This is a genomic window from Nocardia albiluteola, from assembly GCF_018860155.1.
Lineage (GTDB): Bacteria > Actinomycetota > Actinomycetes > Mycobacteriales > Mycobacteriaceae > Nocardia > Nocardia albiluteola.
This window is the reverse complement of record NZ_JAHKNI010000001.1, coordinates 296,898-312,211: the sequence shown is the minus strand read 5'-3', so window position 1 is coordinate 312,211 and position 15,314 is coordinate 296,898. Positions and strand designations below refer to the sequence as shown.

Annotated in this window: 14 protein-coding genes and 1 pseudogene; 8 read left to right on the top strand and 7 right to left on the bottom strand. The window is 69.6% G+C overall.

The window, feature by feature from the left end; all coding sequences use genetic code 11:
* Window positions 1-81: 81 nt before the first annotated feature.
* Entirely contained in the window at window positions 82-1,092 is a 1,011-nt protein-coding gene (locus KO481_RS01450) for an agmatine deiminase family protein (protein WP_215915096.1), read from the bottom strand.
* Between the two features lie 162 nt (window positions 1,093-1,254).
* The gene (locus KO481_RS01445; RefSeq protein WP_215915095.1) at window positions 1,255-2,127 is read right to left on the bottom strand and encodes an NAD(P)H-binding protein; all 873 of its coding nucleotides are present in this window, start codon (window positions 2,125-2,127) and stop codon (window positions 1,255-1,257) included.
* A gap of 88 nt (window positions 2,128-2,215) precedes the next feature.
* Between KO481_RS01445 and KO481_RS44250 the strand changes: the two genes are divergently transcribed.
* Window positions 2,216-3,238 carry an AraC family transcriptional regulator gene (locus tag KO481_RS44250; protein ID WP_215915094.1) on the top strand — a complete coding sequence of 341 codons (1,023 nt, stop codon included), beginning with the start codon at window positions 2,216-2,218 and terminating at the stop codon, window positions 3,236-3,238.
* Between the two features lie 188 nt (window positions 3,239-3,426).
* Here the strand turns inward: KO481_RS44250 and KO481_RS01435 are convergent, their stop codons facing one another.
* Complete coding sequence (locus KO481_RS01435; protein WP_215915093.1) at window positions 3,427-4,209, bottom strand: lysophospholipid acyltransferase family protein; 783 nt, start codon at window positions 4,207-4,209, stop codon at window positions 3,427-3,429.
* A gap of 34 nt (window positions 4,210-4,243) precedes the next feature.
* Window positions 4,244-5,029, bottom strand: coding sequence for a lysophospholipid acyltransferase family protein (locus KO481_RS01430; RefSeq protein WP_215915092.1), 786 nt, complete (start codon window positions 5,027-5,029; stop codon window positions 4,244-4,246).
* Window positions 5,030-5,097: 68 nt separating this feature from the next.
* On the opposite strand from KO481_RS01430, the gene KO481_RS01425 reads away from it, so the two are divergent.
* Window positions 5,098-6,015, top strand: a complete 918-nt coding sequence (locus tag KO481_RS01425; protein WP_215915091.1) for a hypothetical protein — start codon at window positions 5,098-5,100, stop codon at window positions 6,013-6,015.
* 77 nt (window positions 6,016-6,092) lie between these two features.
* Window positions 6,093-7,628: a Rieske 2Fe-2S domain-containing protein gene (locus KO481_RS01420; protein WP_215915090.1), complete on the top strand. Its 1,536-nt coding sequence runs from the start codon at window positions 6,093-6,095 to the stop codon at window positions 7,626-7,628.
* 62 nt (window positions 7,629-7,690) lie between these two features.
* Here the strand turns inward: KO481_RS01420 and KO481_RS42660 are convergent, their stop codons facing one another.
* The 3 genes and pseudogenes from KO481_RS42660 to serS form a co-directional block, all read right to left on the bottom strand.
* On the bottom strand, window positions 7,691-8,371 hold the full coding sequence (locus KO481_RS42660; protein ID WP_245400219.1) for an EAL domain-containing protein: 681 nt from the start codon (window positions 8,369-8,371) through the stop codon (window positions 7,691-7,693).
* Window positions 8,372-8,621: 250 nt separating this feature from the next.
* Window positions 8,622-9,017, bottom strand: a pseudogene (locus tag KO481_RS42655) (GGDEF domain-containing protein); the annotation flags it as partial.
* Window positions 9,018-9,708: 691 nt separating this feature from the next.
* Window positions 9,709-10,968, bottom strand: coding sequence for a serine--tRNA ligase (serS, locus tag KO481_RS01410; protein ID WP_215915089.1), 1,260 nt, complete (start codon window positions 10,966-10,968; stop codon window positions 9,709-9,711).
* A gap of 192 nt (window positions 10,969-11,160) precedes the next feature.
* Here serS and KO481_RS01405 point away from each other — a divergent pair, with 192 nt between their 5' ends.
* From KO481_RS01405 to KO481_RS01385, 5 genes are all read left to right on the top strand, one after another.
* Window positions 11,161-12,276 carry a septum formation family protein gene (locus KO481_RS01405; RefSeq protein ID WP_215915861.1) on the top strand — a complete coding sequence of 372 codons (1,116 nt, stop codon included), beginning with the start codon at window positions 11,161-11,163 and terminating at the stop codon, window positions 12,274-12,276.
* Between the two features lie 12 nt (window positions 12,277-12,288).
* On the top strand, window positions 12,289-12,642 hold the full coding sequence (locus KO481_RS01400; protein ID WP_215915088.1) for a metallopeptidase family protein: 354 nt from the start codon (window positions 12,289-12,291) through the stop codon (window positions 12,640-12,642).
* 168 nt (window positions 12,643-12,810) lie between these two features.
* Complete coding sequence (locus tag KO481_RS01395) at window positions 12,811-13,137, top strand: PE family protein (RefSeq protein WP_215915087.1); 327 nt, start codon at window positions 12,811-12,813, stop codon at window positions 13,135-13,137.
* 35 nt (window positions 13,138-13,172) lie between these two features.
* Window positions 13,173-14,342, top strand: a complete 1,170-nt coding sequence (locus KO481_RS01390) for a PPE domain-containing protein (RefSeq protein WP_215915086.1) — start codon at window positions 13,173-13,175, stop codon at window positions 14,340-14,342.
* A 33-nt stretch (window positions 14,343-14,375) separates the two neighbouring features.
* Window positions 14,376-15,173 carry an ESX secretion-associated protein EspG gene (locus KO481_RS01385; protein WP_245400217.1) on the top strand — a complete coding sequence of 266 codons (798 nt, stop codon included), beginning with the start codon at window positions 14,376-14,378 and terminating at the stop codon, window positions 15,171-15,173.
* Window positions 15,174-15,314: the final 141 nt, after the last annotated feature.

Sequence of the window (15,314 nt, the reverse complement as noted above, 5' to 3'; positions counted from 1 at the left end):
GCGACGACGGCCGGGCGGGCGTTCAGTTCGGCGTCGATGCCCCGGTGTCCACCGGGCACACTGCCCTGTCGGCGCCCGCGATTACGCCGGTTGCTGCTGCGTCGAGCTGTGGATCCCGCCGCCGCCTTCGGCCACCGCGTTGTACTCGACCGGCACCACCGTACGTCCCGGAAAGACGTCCGCGAGAATGCCTGCCGCGCGGTCGTCACCGCGGCGGTCGCCGTAGGCGGGCAGGTACACCGCGTCGTTGCCGATATAGAAGTTCACATAGGTGTAGAGGAATTCCGCACCGCGGGTACCGGGCATCTCGGCCGGATTCGGTTGCGGGAGTTCCACGATGTCGAATCGGCGGCCGCGGGCGTCGGTCGCCTCCCGCAGAATGTCCTGGGCGCGGGCCGCGGCGCGGGCGAAGGCGTCGTCCGGATCCGGGTCGCCCGGCCGATCCACCAGCACCACACCGGGTTCGGCGAAGCGCGCCACCGCGTCGACGTGACAATCGGTGACATCCAGGCCCGAAACGCCCTGCAGCCACACCACCTTCGTCACCCCCAGCAGTTCGGCCAGGGCGCGCTCGATGTCGTCGTGATCGCTGTCCGGATTGCGATTCGGGTTGACCAGGGAACTCTCGGTGGCCAGCAGGGTGCCCTCGCCGTCGACCTCGAGCGCCCCGCCCTCGGCGACGATCGGCGCGATCACCCGCTCGACACCCACGTGGTCCAGGACCTTGCGCGCGACCCTGGCATCCAGGTGGCATTCGGCCTTCTGGCCCCAGCCGTTGAAGTTGAAGTCGACCCCGGCCACACTGCCGTCGGGGGCGGCGACGAAGACCGGACCGGTGTCGCGCACCCAGAGGTCGTCCAGCGGCGCGGAGACCACCTCGACCGCGCTCCCGACGGCGTAGCGCGCCTCGTCGATATGTTCGCGCCGAGCCAGCAGCGCCACCGGTTCCCGATCGGCAATGGCACGGGCCAGCCGGGTCACATCAGCGCGCGCCCGGGGCAGCAGTTCCTCCCACACGGACTCCTTCGCCGGCCATGCCAGCCAGGTCCGGGCGTGTGGCGCGGACTCGGCCGGCATCGCATAGCGCATCATGATCTCCGACGGTATCCACTCCGTCCGGTATGCGCCATGAATTGGCTGGTTAGGGGCCTGCACGCGGGAAAATCACGGCGTGCCGCCCGCGTGTCGTAACGCCCGTCCAGTCCGTTTTGTGCCGTCATGCCCTTATTGGGCAAATTTCCGGCGTCGGGGCCGTCATTCGGGCGCGTCGGCGGCCGGATCGGTGAAGGCCGTCCGGTGGTCGCGCACCCACTCCTCGTAGGCCCGCGGCGGGCGCCCGAGCACCTCCCGCACGTCGTCGGTGAGCGTGGTGTTGCCGCCGGAGCGAATGAATTCCGTGCCCGCGAGCGCCCCGTCGATGAAGCCGTCTGTCATGCCCCGCTCCCGCATCGCCGCGCGCACCGCGGCCAACGGCAGCTCCCGCATCGTCACCGGCCGCTCCAGCACGGCGGCCAGCACGAAGGCCTGCTCCGGTTCGGACAGCGCGGCCGGGCCGGTCAGCGTGTACGTCCGGCCCGCGTGGTCGTCCGAGAGGAGCGCCCGCACCGCGACCTCCGCGATATCGCGAGGATCGATCGTGCCCTGTCGGCCGGTGCCGGTCCGGACGGGCACCGCCTCGCCCGCGCGCACCGCCTCGGCCCAGGCCAGCGTGTTGGCCGCGAACTGGCTGGGCCGCAGGATCGTCCACTCCAGCCCGCTATCCCGCACCGCCTGCTCGCCGGGGCTGTGCCAGGTCGCGAAGACGCCGAGGTCCGGATCGCCGGTACCGATCGCGGAGAGCTTCACCACCCGCCGCACTCCCGCCGCCCGCGCCGCGGCGACCAGCGCGGGGTCCCCGCCCGGCTGCCCCGGATCGAGCACGCCCACCAGGAATGCGGCCTCCACCCCGGACATGGCCGCGGCCAGCGATTCCGGCTCGGCATAATCGCCCCGGACGACCTCCACACCCTCCGGAAGCTTCGCCGCCCCGGGATTCCGGGTCAGTGCACGCACCTTCTCGCCACGCTGCGCCAGCTGCCGGACCACTTCACTGCCAACGGTGCCCGTGGCACCCGTCACCAAAATCATGCATCCGACTCTGCCGTCCCAACTACCTGCACCTATAGGAAAAATCGGCACAACCCGCACCGGACCGACGAGGCCTACAGTGGATCGGGTGACCACCCCGCTCACCCGCACGCCCAACGCCGGGCGCCGGCGCATCACCTCGCGCCCCGACGCACCCGCCCCGCAGTCGCGCGGAATACCGAGCATCGAGGGTGTCCGCGCGGACGAGGCCGAGCGCCCGGCGAAGGCCCCGGACGAGCGACCCGCCATATCCTCCGCGCGCCGTCGCACCCCCGCGCGTCCGCGCACACCCGGCGGGGAACGCGCCGGCATGCGCACCGCCGACCGCTACGAGCGCTCGATGGGAGTACCGCGGGCGCTGCGGCCCTGGTTCAGCCAGGCCGGGCAAATCCCCACCCTCGACGCCGCCGGCCTGCCGTTCACCCACATTCCCGACGCCGCAACCCGATTGACCCTGCGGCACGAGGTCACGGGACGCCGCGACATCGTGATCGTCGGCCCGCGCACCCGCGCGTCCTACAACGCCGCGGACGAGCCCGCCTCCTGCCTGCGCCTGCACATCGCGCCGGGCGCGGTCCGCCCGCTGCTGGGCGTCCCCGCGGCCGAACTCACCGACCGCCTCGTCGACCTCGACGAATTGCCCGGACCGCTGGGCGAATTCGCCGACCGCCTACTGAACAGCTCCTTCACCGAGGCGATGGCGCTACTGCAAGACGCACTGCCACAGCGCATCTCCGACGACCCGGCGGACAGCTCCCGGCGCGCGCTGCTGGACGCCGCGATGTCGGCCATGGCCGCGGCCCCGGCGCCGATCCCCGAGATCGCCGCCCGCCTGGCCGTGAGCGAACGCCACCTGCGCTCGCTGTTCACCACCGGAATCGGGTTGTCCCCCAAGCATTTCGTGCGTATCGACCGAATCCGGCGCCTCGTCTCCGAGCCCGGGGGCGGCCCGCTGGCCGAGATCGCCGCCACCGCGGGCTATTACGACCAGTCGCATATGACCGCCGACTTCCGCGCCCTCATGGGCACCGTGCCCACGCGATTCTTCGGCGGCAACCTCCCCGCGCCGACCCCCTGCCAATCGCTGCTCGCCGTTCGACCGGCGGCCTGACGCGGCCACAGCGCGCAACCCGCCGGGCAGACCGCCGCTCCATCGACACCCACGCCGACCCATCGCCGCAGGTGCTGCGAACCGGCCGCAAGATGCGCGGACGCACGAGCCGGCTATCGCCTACACCGGATACAGCACACCGCCGTTGGCGACCCTCGACCGTTCGGGATCGTCGATCGCCGTGTGGCTCAGGCGCTCTCTTCGGACTGACGTTGCTCCCTGGCCGCCCGTCGCCGGGCCAGTTCCTCCTGCTCCAGCACCGCGGCCCGCTCCAGCGTGGGCGCGCCGCCGCCGAGGCGGGCGGGCACCCAGCGCGCGCCGGTGGGCATCTCATAACCCTGCTGGGCTCGCTCGAGCAGATCCTGCATGCGGGAATGCAATTCGGCGGTCAGCGCGTCGACCGCCGCGGCGGTGGGCTCGTGACCGGGCGCGGGCAGCGGCTCGCCGATGCGGATGTGGATCGGAAAACGATGGCGACCCAGCTGTTTCGGGATGTCCTTGGTCCAGATGCGTTGGGCACCCCAGATGGTCATCGGCACGATCGGCACGCCGGATTCGACGGCCATGCGCGCCGCGCCCGACTTGAATTCCTTGAGCTCGAAGCTCCGGCTGATGGTGGCCTCGGGATAGACCACCACGATCTCGCCCTCGCGCAGCGCGGTCACCGCCCGCTCATAGGATTCCGCGCCGTGACCGCGATCGACGCCGATCGCCTTGCAGTGCTTCATCAACCAGCCCACGATGCCGTGCTCGAGCTCGGCCTTCATCATGTAGCGGACGTTGCGGTGCGACTTGCGCCCCACCAGCCCGACCTCCATGAAGTCCAGGTAGGCCGTGTGGTTCACGGCCAGTACGGCGCCGCCCGAGCGCGGAATGTTCTCCTGCCCGGCGATATCGAGCCGCAGGCCCTGCGCCCAGCACACACCGTGGACCAATCCCGCCAAGACGTCGAATACAGGCTCCCGTCCCATAGCGACGAAACTACGCGACGATGCCCGGTCCGTCCTAGTGGTCCGATCCATCCAGGGTCGATTCCCGGCGTGCGGCGGCCTTCGCGGCGGCCTCGGCGGCGTCCATCGCGTCGGCCTCCTCGAGGGTCGGCGCGCCACCACCCAGGCGGGTTGGCACCCAGTACGCGCCGGGCTCGTGCTGATAACCCTCCTGCAGCTGCGCGAGCATCTCCCGCATGGTCGCGCGCAGCCGCTCGGTGAGCTCGGTCGCGGCGGCCGTGATGTCCCCCTGCGCGGACGGCGGCTGGATCGGCTGGCCAACCTGGATCCGGATCGGGGTATTGGTGCGCCCCAACCGCTTCGGATACCCCTTGGTCCACACCCGCTGCGCGCCCCAGATCACCATCGGGACGATCGGCACCCCGGCCTCGATCGCCATCCGGGCGGCACCGGATTTGAACCCCTTGATCTCGAAGCTGCGGCTGATCGTCGCCTCGGGGTACACACCGACGAGCTCGCCCCGGCGCAGGTAGTCCAGCGCGGCGCGGTAGGAGTCCGCCCCGGCCGAGCGATCCACCGGAATATGGCGCATCGCGCGCATGATCGGCCCGGAGACCCCGCTGTCGAACACCTCCTTCTTGGCCATGAACCGGATGTACCGCTTCGGGGTGCGCGCGGGCAGCCCGGCGTAGGTGAAGTCCATGTACCCGGTGTGATTGATGGCGATGACCGCGCCACCGGCGGCGGGGATGCGCTCTGCCCCTCTGACATCGAATTTCAGCCCCTGCGCGAAGAAGACGGTGCGGGCCAGGCCGATGATCGACCTATAGAAGGGTTCCACAATTCCGCTAGCGTAGACCCCCGTCACGTAGTGCACTCATCTCGCGCAGACGAAAGAGGTTCGCCGCAGTGGAATTGCCTCGCCCGGCATCGCACGACCATGGCCTCCGCACGGGCCGATCTGCACGGACGGCAGGGCTGGCGGCCCTGCTCGGCGGGCTGGCGCTATGCCTGATTGCCGGGTGCGACTCGCGGGTGGGCATCGAGGGCACGGACTACAGCACCGACGATCCGCAACCCCCCGCCTCCTCGGCCACGCCCACGCCGACGACCTCGGCGGCCGCCGCACCGGCGCTGACGCCCAAACCCGGCGAGCTCATGGTCACCGTCTCGCTCACCAAACCCGACTCCGACGCCGCCGACGCCCTCACCCGATGGGCCATGGACCTGCAGACGTTGCCGACCGACCGGCTCGAGGACAAGTGCTGGACCATGGCGCCGCAGAACGTGGATTCGATGTACACCGACAAGCGGGCCATCCTCAGCGCCCTGGCGCGACCGGGCGTCGACGACGGTACGGCGATCACTTGGACGGGCCCGGGTCGCGCGCCGATCACCGTCGTGGCCCAGCGCACCGATATCGACAGCGGCTACGCGTGCCCGCGGGTCTTCCCGGCCGGTACGCACCCGGGCTTCAACGACGCAGATGCGCGGCACACGGTCCGCCGCTACCTGGACCGCCTCACCGGCGCCCCGCTGAACCCGGCCGACAAGGAATCCACGCATCCCCTGGTCTGCCCGGCCGGCCCCGCCACCTGGGACCCCAGCGGCAGCGGCCACCCGACCGCGCCGCCGGCGGCCCTCGACGTCGGCATGCTCGGCGGAGTCGAATCGTTCGTCGACCAGGCGATCACCTCCGAAGCCCCGCGAGGCGCCTACATCAAGGTCTCCGCGCCGGTTCTCACCGCGCTCGGGTCGCAGCAGGATCGGACATTCACCCTGAAGGACGGCAAGCAGGGTTACTGCATCGGTGCCGTAGCACCCTAGGGGCGCCCTCTCCCCGCAAGGGCACCGCATCCCGCAAACCAGTACCCTGGGTGGCTGGCAACCTCAGGAGGAAGTTCGTGCAGATCACCAGTGTCGGACACGCCGGATTCCACATCCGCACCGCGGCCGGGACCATCCTCTGCGACCCCTGGGTCAACCCGGCGTACTTCGGCTCATGGTTCCCGTTCCCCGACAACACCCGTCTGGACTGGGACGAGCTGGGCAACTGCGACTTCCTCTACGTCTCGCACCTGCACCGCGACCACTTCGACGCCAAGCATCTGGCCGAGCACGTCAGCAAGGACGCCACCGTACTACTGCCGGACTATCCGGTGCCGGATCTGCGCCGCGAGCTCGAGAAGGTGGGCTTCACGAAGTTCGTCGAGACCGAGAACTCGGTCAAGCACACCGTCACCGGTCCCGGCGGCGACATGGACGTCATGATCATCGCGCTGCGCGCGCCCGCCGACGGGCCGATCGGCGACTCCGGGCTGGTCGTGTCCGACGGCGAGACGGTCTGCTTCAACATGAACGACGCGCGCCCGGTCGACATGGACGTGCTGCACGACGCGTTCGGCCACGTGGACATCCACCTGCTGCAGTACTCGGGCGCGATCTGGTACCCGATGGTCTACGACATCCCCGCGCGCACCAAGTCGAATTTCGGCAAGCAGAAGCGCCAGCGCGGCATGGACCGGGCGCGCAGCTACATCGAGCAGGTCGGGGCCACCTGGGTGGTGCCCTCGGCCGGTCCGCCGGTCTTCCTGGACGAGCAGCTGCGCTACCTGAACGACGACCGCGGCGACGAGGGCAACATCTTCCCCGATCAGGCGGTGTTCCTGGAGCAGATGCGCATCCACGGCAATACCGGTGGCGTGCTGATGATTCCGGGCTCGGTCGCCGATGTGCGCGGGGCCGAACTGGAATTGCAGCACCCGGTCGATCCGGACGAGATCTACGGCGACAAGGCCGGCTACATCGAGGCGATGGCCCAGCGCATGGCGCCGGTCCTGGCGTCCGAGAAGGCCACCTGGGCAACGGATTCCGAGCCGCTGCTACCCCAACTCAAGGACCTGTTCGAGCCGATCATGGCCCAGAGCGACCTGATCTGTGACGGCATCGGCTATCCGGTCGGCCTGGTGCTGGGCGAGGAGACCTTCGTCCTGGACTTCCCCAAGCGAGCGGTGCGCGAGCCGATCGAGGGAGAGGGCAGGTACCGCTACGGCTTCCGCATCGAACCGCAGCTGGTGCGCACCGTGCTGCGCGATCGCGAGCCCGACTGGGTGAACACCATCTTCCTGTCCACCCGGTTCCAGGCGTGGCGCATCGGCGGCTACAACGAATTCCTCTACACGTTCTTCAAATGCCTCACCGACGAGCGGATCGCCTACGCCGACGGCTGGTTCTCCGAGGCCCACGACGATTCGGCCTCGTGCGAGCTCGCCGGGTGGGAGGTGCAGCGCCGCTGCCCCCACCTCAAGGCCGATCTGTCGAAATTCGGTGTGGTGGAGGGCAACACGCTCACCTGCAACCTGCACGGCTGGCAGTGGGATCTGGAGTCGGGGCGGTGCAAGACCTCCAAGGGGCACGAATTGCGTTCGCGCAAGCTCTGATCGCAGCTACCGGAGCCCGCGGAACTCCTCCGCGGCCTTGCCGCTCGATTCCCTCCGACCGGCTATGAATCGTAACCGGTATCGACGGGAATCCAGCCGTTGCTGGAGAACTCGTGCTCCGGCGCTCCCGCGCCGACCAGGCCGTGCTGAACGTTGAGATCGCTGATCAGGTCGGCGACCGGCTGCGAATCGCTGTAGTGGTAGCCCTGGGCCAGGGCGAAACCGAGCTCGGTGAGCACCGCGGCCTGGTACTCGGTCTCCACGCCCTCGGCGATCACCTGCAGATCCAGCGACTTACTGAGTGCGGCAATGATACCCAGCAGCGGCGGGGCCGGGGTATCGGACCGGATAGCCGCCACGAACGACTGGTCGACCTTGAGGATGTCGCTGGGAATCGTGGCCAGGCGGCTCAGCGAGGAGTACCCGGTGCCGAAATCGTCGATCGCGATGCGCACCCCGCGATCGCGCAGCGTGTTGAGATTCCCGATGGCCGTGTGGGATTCGGCCGCCAGCTCGCTCTCGGTGACCTCCAGCACGAGCTGGTCGGCGGGCCAGCCGGTATCGGACAGGATCCCGGAAACCCGGTCGGCATAGTCGGATTCGGCCAGTTCGAGGCCGCTCACGTTGACATTCAGCGTGAGATCGAGCTGGGCGAAGGTCTCCTGCAGGCGGGCGGCGTCCGCGCACGCCCGACGCAGGACCAGCTCGTCCAGGTCGGAGATCAGGTCGTATTCCTCGGCCAACCCGGATCAGGCCCTCGGTCGTCACGTCCGGCTGGGCGCTGGAGGACCAGCGCAGCAGCGCCTCCACGCCGACCGCGCGGCTGCCCCCGCCCTCGCTCAGGCTCACGATCGGCTGGTAGTGCACGTCCAGGGCGCCCTTGTCGATGGCCTCGCGCAGCTCCACCGCCAGCGGCAGCTGCCGCGAGGACTCGAGCACGGTGCGGTTGCGCCCGGCCTGCTTGGCCCGGTACAGGCCGACATCCGCGCGGCTCACCAGCAGCGACCCGGACTCGCCCGACTGCCAGGAGGTCACGCCCGCCGAGCATCCGGTGGTGACCGCCGCCCGCAGCTGCTCGGTGAGCAGTATCGCGGCCTGTTCAGTGGTGTTGGGCAGCAGCAGGGCGAACGCGTCGCCGCCGTAACGGGCCAGCCGCTGATCCGGCCCGAGCAGTTTGGACCACGTGTCGCCCACCCGCTGCAGCACCGCGTCGCCGGCCCGGTGGCCGAGGTGGTCGTTGATCTTCTGGAAGCGGTCCAGATCCACCAGTACCAGCGCCAGCCCCTGACCGGTGCGGGTGGCGTGCCCGATCGCGGCGGCCAGCGCGCGATCGAAACCGCGCCGGTTCAGCAGTCCGGTGAGCACGTCGATATCGGCGTCCGAGGCCATCCGGGTCAGGATCCCGACCACGACGGCGACCCCGAAGGTGACCCCCGCCGGAATCATGCCCGACCACCACGGCAGCCCGCGCGAGGGCACCACCCACAGGCACAGCGCCAGCGCGAACACCATGTGCGCCGCAACCCATTGCCAGGCAAAGAAAATCGCGGCATCGCAGGCGATGAACACGTAGAACGCCGCCAGGCTGATCGCGCCGACGGTATTGGGGAACCAGTGCACCGCGATCGTCACCAGGACCGTGGCCACCGCGACATAGCCGTGGTGAATCGAATGCGGCAGCTGCGGGCCCCAGATCAACAGGCTGACCCCCAGGAGCAGGGCCACCGCCGCCGCGCCGCCCACCAGGGGCCGATTGCCGTCCTCGCCCGGGGCGAAGGCAGTGAGCAACAGGCCCAGCACCCCACCCATGACGTAAAACGCACCGGTGGTCCGGGCCATCACCATTGCCGTCGCTAGCGCCGAAGCCGTCCGCACCCGCGTCCGGGTATCGCCGCGAGAGCCGAATCCGCGCACGCTGCCTAGCCTAGACACAGTTGTCCTGGGCAGTAGTCACATCCGCAGGAATCGACGGGCAAAGTCGGCCGTCCCACCTTCGCGCACACCGTTCACGCATGCTCCGCGCGGCCGGGGCACCCTGCGGAAATAGATCGCTAATCATCAGCTACCACGAGACGCCGCGCTATACGGCCTCGAGCACGTCCTTACCAACGAAGGGCACGAGCGCCGCGGGCACCCGCACCGAACCGTCGGCGCGCTGGTGGTTCTCGAGCAGCGCCACGATCCAGCGGGTGGTTGCCAGGGTGCCGTTGAGGGTCGCGGTGATCTGCGGTTTGCCGTTCTCGTCGCGGTGGCGAACCGAGAGCCTGCGGCCCTGGAAGGTGGTGCAGTTCGAGGTCGAGGTGAGCTCGCGATAGGTCTGCTGGGTGGGAACCCACGCCTCGCAGTCGAATTTGCGCGCCGCCGAGCTGCCCAGATCGCCCGCGGCCACGTCGATCACCCGGTACGGCACCTCGATCGCGGCGAGCATCTCCTGCTCCCAGGCCAGCAGCCGCCGGTGCTCGGCGTCGGCCTCCTCCGGCTTGCAGTAGACGAACATCTCGACCTTGTCGAACTGATGCACGCGGATGATGCCGCGGGTGTCCTTGCCGTAGCTGCCCGCCTCCCGCCGGAAGCACGACGACCAGCCCGCGTAGCGCTTCGGGCCGTTCGACAGATCCAGGATCTCGCCCGAGTGGTATCCCGCCAGCGGCACCTCCGAGGTGCCGACCAGGTACAGGTCGTCCTCCTCCAGGTGGTAGACCTCGGCGGCGTGCTGCCCCAGGAACCCGGTGCCCGCCATGATCTCCGGACGCACCAGCACCGGCGGGATCATCATCGTGAATCCGTTGGCCATCGCCCGCTGCGCGGCCAGCTGCAGCAGGCCCAGCTGCAGCAGCGCGCCGTAACCGGTGAGGAAGTAGAACCGGGCACCGGACACCTTGGCCCCGCGCTCCATGTCGAACAGCCCGAGCGACTCGCCGAGCTCCACGTGGTCCTTCGGGGTGAAGTCGAATTCGGGTGTGGCCCCGACGGTATCGAGCACGATGTAGTCGTCCTCGCCACCGGCGGGCGCGCCCTCCTGGACGACGTTGGGCAGCGCGCGATGCGCGGTGTCGAATTCGGCGTCCGCGGCCTTCTCTGCCGCCTCGGCCTCCTTGACCTTCGCCGAGAGCTCCTGGCCCTGGGCCAGCAGCGCGGGGCGCTCGTCCGGGGACGCCTTGCCGACCTTCTTACCCAGCGCCTTCTGCTCGGCGCGCAGCGTGTCGGCGGTCGCGACCGCGGCGCGGCGGGCGGCGTCGGCCTCGAGCAGGGCATCCACCAGCGCCGGATCCTCGCCGCGGGCTCGCTGCGAGGCGCGCACGACGTCGGGGTTCTCGCGCAGGAATCGGAGGTCGATCATAAGCAACCAGCCTAATGGGGCGCGTCCACCGATATTCCGCAGGTCCCGCCGGGGTCCGCGGTGGTCACCGCAACCTGTCGTAGCGACCCGGCGCCCGCGCTGACATGATGGACCGCGATGCCCTCCGATCATGCGTCACAGGCGCCCGAACCCGGATCCGAGCCCGACTGGGACGACTCGGCCTCCGAGTGGATGGAATCCGACCCCGACTGGGAGCAGCCCGGCCCCGAGCCGGCCCCGCCCCGCGCGGCCGGACGCTCGCGCGCGGCCACTCGCTCCCGGGCCGCGGCGCGCTCCCACCTGCCCGCGCACAAGATGCGCTGGGGCCTGGCCGCGGTCGCCGTCGGCGCGGTAGTCGCCGCGGTGGTGACGCTGTCCATCTCCGGGTTCCGGAGCTCGCACGGGCTCGAGACGCACGATCCCGGCGGCGGCACCACCGGCGCCCGCGTCGATTCCGCGTTCGGCACCGCCGCGGCGGGCGACTGCCTGAACTGGACCGATCCGAAGACCCTCGACCTGTCCAAGGTCAACTGCGCCGCCAAGCACCTGTTCGAGGTGACCGCCGACATCAACCTGAGCGACTACCCGGGCCGCGAGTTCGGCCCGGGCACCCGCTTCCCGGATTCGCTGCGGTTCGCCGAGCTGCGCGACGAGCACTGCGTCACCGCGGCCCAGGCCTACCTGGGCGGGCGGCTCGACCCGCGCGGCCGTTTCGTGGTCGGCATGATCAATCCCGGCGAACCGGCCTGGACCGGCGGGGACCGCGACATCCGCTGCGGCCTGCAGCTGATCAGCGCCACCGGCAACGCCACCCAGCAGACCGTCGGCCGCGTGCGCGACAGCGACCAGTCCCGCACCTTCGATCCGGGCACCTGCATCGGCATCAACCAGAGCCTGCCCACCAACGAGCCCGTCGACTGCGCCAAACCCCATGCCTACGAGGTGATGTCGGCGGTCGACCTGGGCACCCAGTTCAACGGCGCCCCGCCGGCGAGCAGCGATCAGGACAAGTACATGCAGCAGCAGTGCGCCCGCGTCGCCGCGAGTTACCTCGGCGGGTCGGACGCACTCATCAAGAAGACGCTGACCATCTTCTGGGACAGCATCGACCCGCGCAGCTGGCTGGTCGGCAGCCACCGGCTGAACTGTCTGGTCGGCAAGGGTGCCGCCGAGGGCTTCTCCGCGATCACCGGGGCGGCCAAGGGCAGCATCCTCATCGACGGTCAGGCCCCGGTCGCGCCGCCGAGCTCGGGCCGCTCGACCCCCAGCCCGCTGCCGGGCGCCGCACCCGCCCGGGTGCCGGGGTAGGCCCGGGCCGCGATGCCGGTATCGATGCCCGAGGACCGGTTCGAGGAACTGGTCGGCGACGCCCTGGATCGGATTCCCCCGGGGCTGGCCCACGCCATCGACAACGTGGTGGTTCTGATCGAGCCCCGCGATCGGCGGGATCCGCACCTGCTGGGCCTCTATCACGGCATCGCCCTGACCGACCGGATCGACAGCCAGTACGGCGGCGCACTTCCGGATACCATCACCATCTTTCGCGAGCCGATTCTCGAGATATGTGACACCGCACAGGAAGTGGTCGAAGAGGTGGCGATCACGGTGATCCATGAGATTGCTCACTACTTCGGGATTGACGAAGACCGGCTCCATGAGTTGGGATGGGGTTAGTCTGAACCCGCGAAGCGGGTCAAGGCCCGAAAAACTTTGGACTCGTGGGAACCGGATTGCGTGCCACCGCGTCCAAGAGCTCGTAGGGGGAATTCTCGTGGTTCCACCGAAGGGTCGGCACACGCCGGTCCAACAGTTGTTTAGTTGCCACTAGAAGGAGTTCGAGTCATGGCCGATCTCGTTCATTTCGACGTAGAAATCATTCAGGGGGCCATCGCCGAGTTGCATGCGCTCGCCGGGCGACTCGAGGCCGCCCAGGCCGCCAACAGCCCGGTGACCCACATCGTCGCCCCCTCCGGCGCCGAGGAGGTGTCGTTCCTGGCGATGAACCACTTCAACGAGGGCGCCGCCACGCACGACGCCTCGATCTCGCAAGGCATCGCCGAGTTGTACAACGCCGCACAAACATTGCAAGTGCAGCTCACGGAGTACATGGCCCAGGACGGCCTCCGTGCCGCGGGCATCACCGCCGTCCAGGCCGCCCTCGAGATCTGACTCGGGCCTCACCACTTTCTGACAGGGGATAAGCAATGGTTGCAGGATTTACCGGGGTGGTCTGGGAGGCCCGGCCGGTCGAAATGATGTCGGGTCAGCTCGAAGTCGGCACGCACGCGGTTCCAATGGCGGGAGCGATCGCCGGCTGGACCGGGTTGTCGGCAGCCTGGGTCGACGCCACCGCGACACTGACCCGCATTCTGGCCGAGCTCGGCATCGGCATGCTGGGCGCCAACGGCGTTGCCGCCGCAGCGCAGTTCACCGCCTTCACCGGCTGGTGCGGTGAGCAGACCGCCATGGCTATCGGCATGGCCGCCAAGGCCGAGGCCCACACGGCCGCCTACACGATCGCCTCGTTGGTCATGCCGACCCCGCCCGAGGTCGCGGCAGTGGACGCGGCCCGCGTCGCCGCGCACGTCTCGGGCGGCGATCTGATGGGCGCCGGTGAGGCCTCCGAGGCCGCCTACGTCGAAATTCAGACCCGCGCCGCGCTGGTGATGGAGACCTACGAGGCGGCCACCTCGCTCATGGCCGCCACCCCCGCCACCTTCCTGCTGCCGCCGCCGATCGCCATCGGCGCCGGACTCATCGGCGGCGCGCTGGATGTCGCGCAGGCCGCGCAGGCCGATGTGAACCCTGTGGCACAGGCGGTCTCGTCCGCCCAGACCGCGCTGGCGAACCCGGCTACCGCGGGCGCCGCCCAGCAGGCCGCCACCCAGGTTGCCGGCGTTGCCGGATCGGTCGTCAGCACTGGCGCCCCGATGGTGGGCGACGCGGCCCAGAGCGTCGTGTCCGCATCCACCGCCGGCTCGACGACCGTGGCCCCGGGCATGATGGGCGGCGCGGCCCTCGGCGGCGGCATGTCCACCGGCGTCATGTCGTTCTCCAGTGCCGGCTCGCTCAACATCGGCGGGGGCGCGGGCAGCCTGGAGATCCCCGAGGGCTGGGGCGCCGGACTCGGCAACCTGACACCCAGCACCGCACCGGAAATCCCCACGGCCACCACACCTGCCAGCGTCGGTTCCGCCGCCACCCAGCCCGCCTCGACCCGCCCCGTCAGCACCGGTAACCCGCTGATGGGTCACCAGGCCGAGGAGGAGGAAGAGGAGTTCCACAAGAACGAGCTCGTCCACGGTGAGTACTTCGCCGACGGCCGGATCATCGCGAGCGGCGTCATCGGCGGCGATCCCAACGCGGATCGCTAGGTGACGGTACTCGGCGCTGGAGGGGGGTCAGCCATGCTCGATTCGGTCGTGGTGTCGCTGGATGAGATGCAGTATCTGCGAGAGACGCTGCAGATCAGCCAGTTCCCGGTCGTCCTGGACGGGGGCGCGCGGTACGACAGCGACGTCACCCACAAGAAGATGATGGACGCGGCCGCGGAATCGCTCGCGGCTCGCGGCCTGCTCCACGGCGAGACCGTCGATCCGGATCTCGAGGACCGAGTGCGGGCGCTGGACCGCCCGCACTGGGTACTCGCGATGCGCTGGTACCACAACGGCCAGGTCAGCCGGCTGTGCATCGCCAAGGGCGAGGCGATGGATGTCGTCGCGCTGCTCGGGCCCGGCGCCTACACCATCAACCAGGCCGGCCACGACCTGCCGGGCACGGTGGTCGCCGCGCTTGGTGCGTCCGAACCGCTGCCGCTCGAGGGCATGAACGTGCTCACCGAGGAGCTCGAGCCGATCCTCAACGACTCGGGCGACAGCAATGCCACGCTGCGGCGGCTCACCGAAGTGGGCCGCCCACCGCGGGACGCGCAGACCCTGGCATCGGCACTGGTCGAGATAACGTCCCACGCGTCCATCGTGGGCGTGGTCTACGGCGACGGCACCCGCGAGACCGCGGACGGCACGATCAACGTCTTCAACACCCGCAACGGCCGGTTCATCACGACCACCACCCGCTCCGACGACGACGTGCACTGGACGTCGCTGGCCACCGGCACCAACGCGCGGCTGCGCACCGCGATCAGGGACCTGATCCACAAGCTCCCGCTGCGTGAGGAATTCAACCCGAGCGCCGGGATCATTTAGGTGGCCCCGCGGCGGCCTCGAAATTGCCGAGGCCGCGGTCCGGGGCGATCCTTGGCGTGTCCCGCGGTGCTGACGCTGACGATGCGGCACCGGCAGAATTCGGCGGCGGTCGTGCGTTGTTCGTATTGTGGGGGTTGCGGA

Excerpts from the sequence above, each read along its gene's own strand:
- KO481_RS01400 (WP_215915088.1), top strand. The coding sequence starts at position 12,289 with ATGCCGGTATCGATGCCCGAGGACCGGTTCGAGGAACTGGTCGGCGAC.
- serS (WP_215915089.1), bottom strand. The coding sequence starts at position 10,968 with ATGATCGACCTCCGATTCCTGCGCGAGAACCCCGACGTCGTGCGCGCC.
- KO481_RS01445 (WP_215915095.1), bottom strand. The coding sequence starts at position 2,127 with ATGATTTTGGTGACGGGTGCCACGGGCACCGTTGGCAGTGAAGTGGTC.
- KO481_RS01435 (WP_215915093.1), bottom strand. The coding sequence starts at position 4,209 with ATGGGACGGGAGCCTGTATTCGACGTCTTGGCGGGATTGGTCCACGGT.
- KO481_RS01450 (WP_215915096.1), bottom strand. The coding sequence starts at position 1,092 with ATGATGCGCTATGCGATGCCGGCCGAGTCCGCGCCACACGCCCGGACC.
- KO481_RS01390 (WP_215915086.1), top strand. The coding sequence starts at position 13,173 with ATGGTTGCAGGATTTACCGGGGTGGTCTGGGAGGCCCGGCCGGTCGAA.
- KO481_RS01395 (WP_215915087.1), top strand. The coding sequence starts at position 12,811 with ATGGCCGATCTCGTTCATTTCGACGTAGAAATCATTCAGGGGGCCATC.
- KO481_RS01385 (WP_245400217.1), top strand. The coding sequence starts at position 14,376 with ATGCTCGATTCGGTCGTGGTGTCGCTGGATGAGATGCAGTATCTGCGA.
- KO481_RS01405 (WP_215915861.1), top strand. The coding sequence starts at position 11,161 with ATGGAATCCGACCCCGACTGGGAGCAGCCCGGCCCCGAGCCGGCCCCG.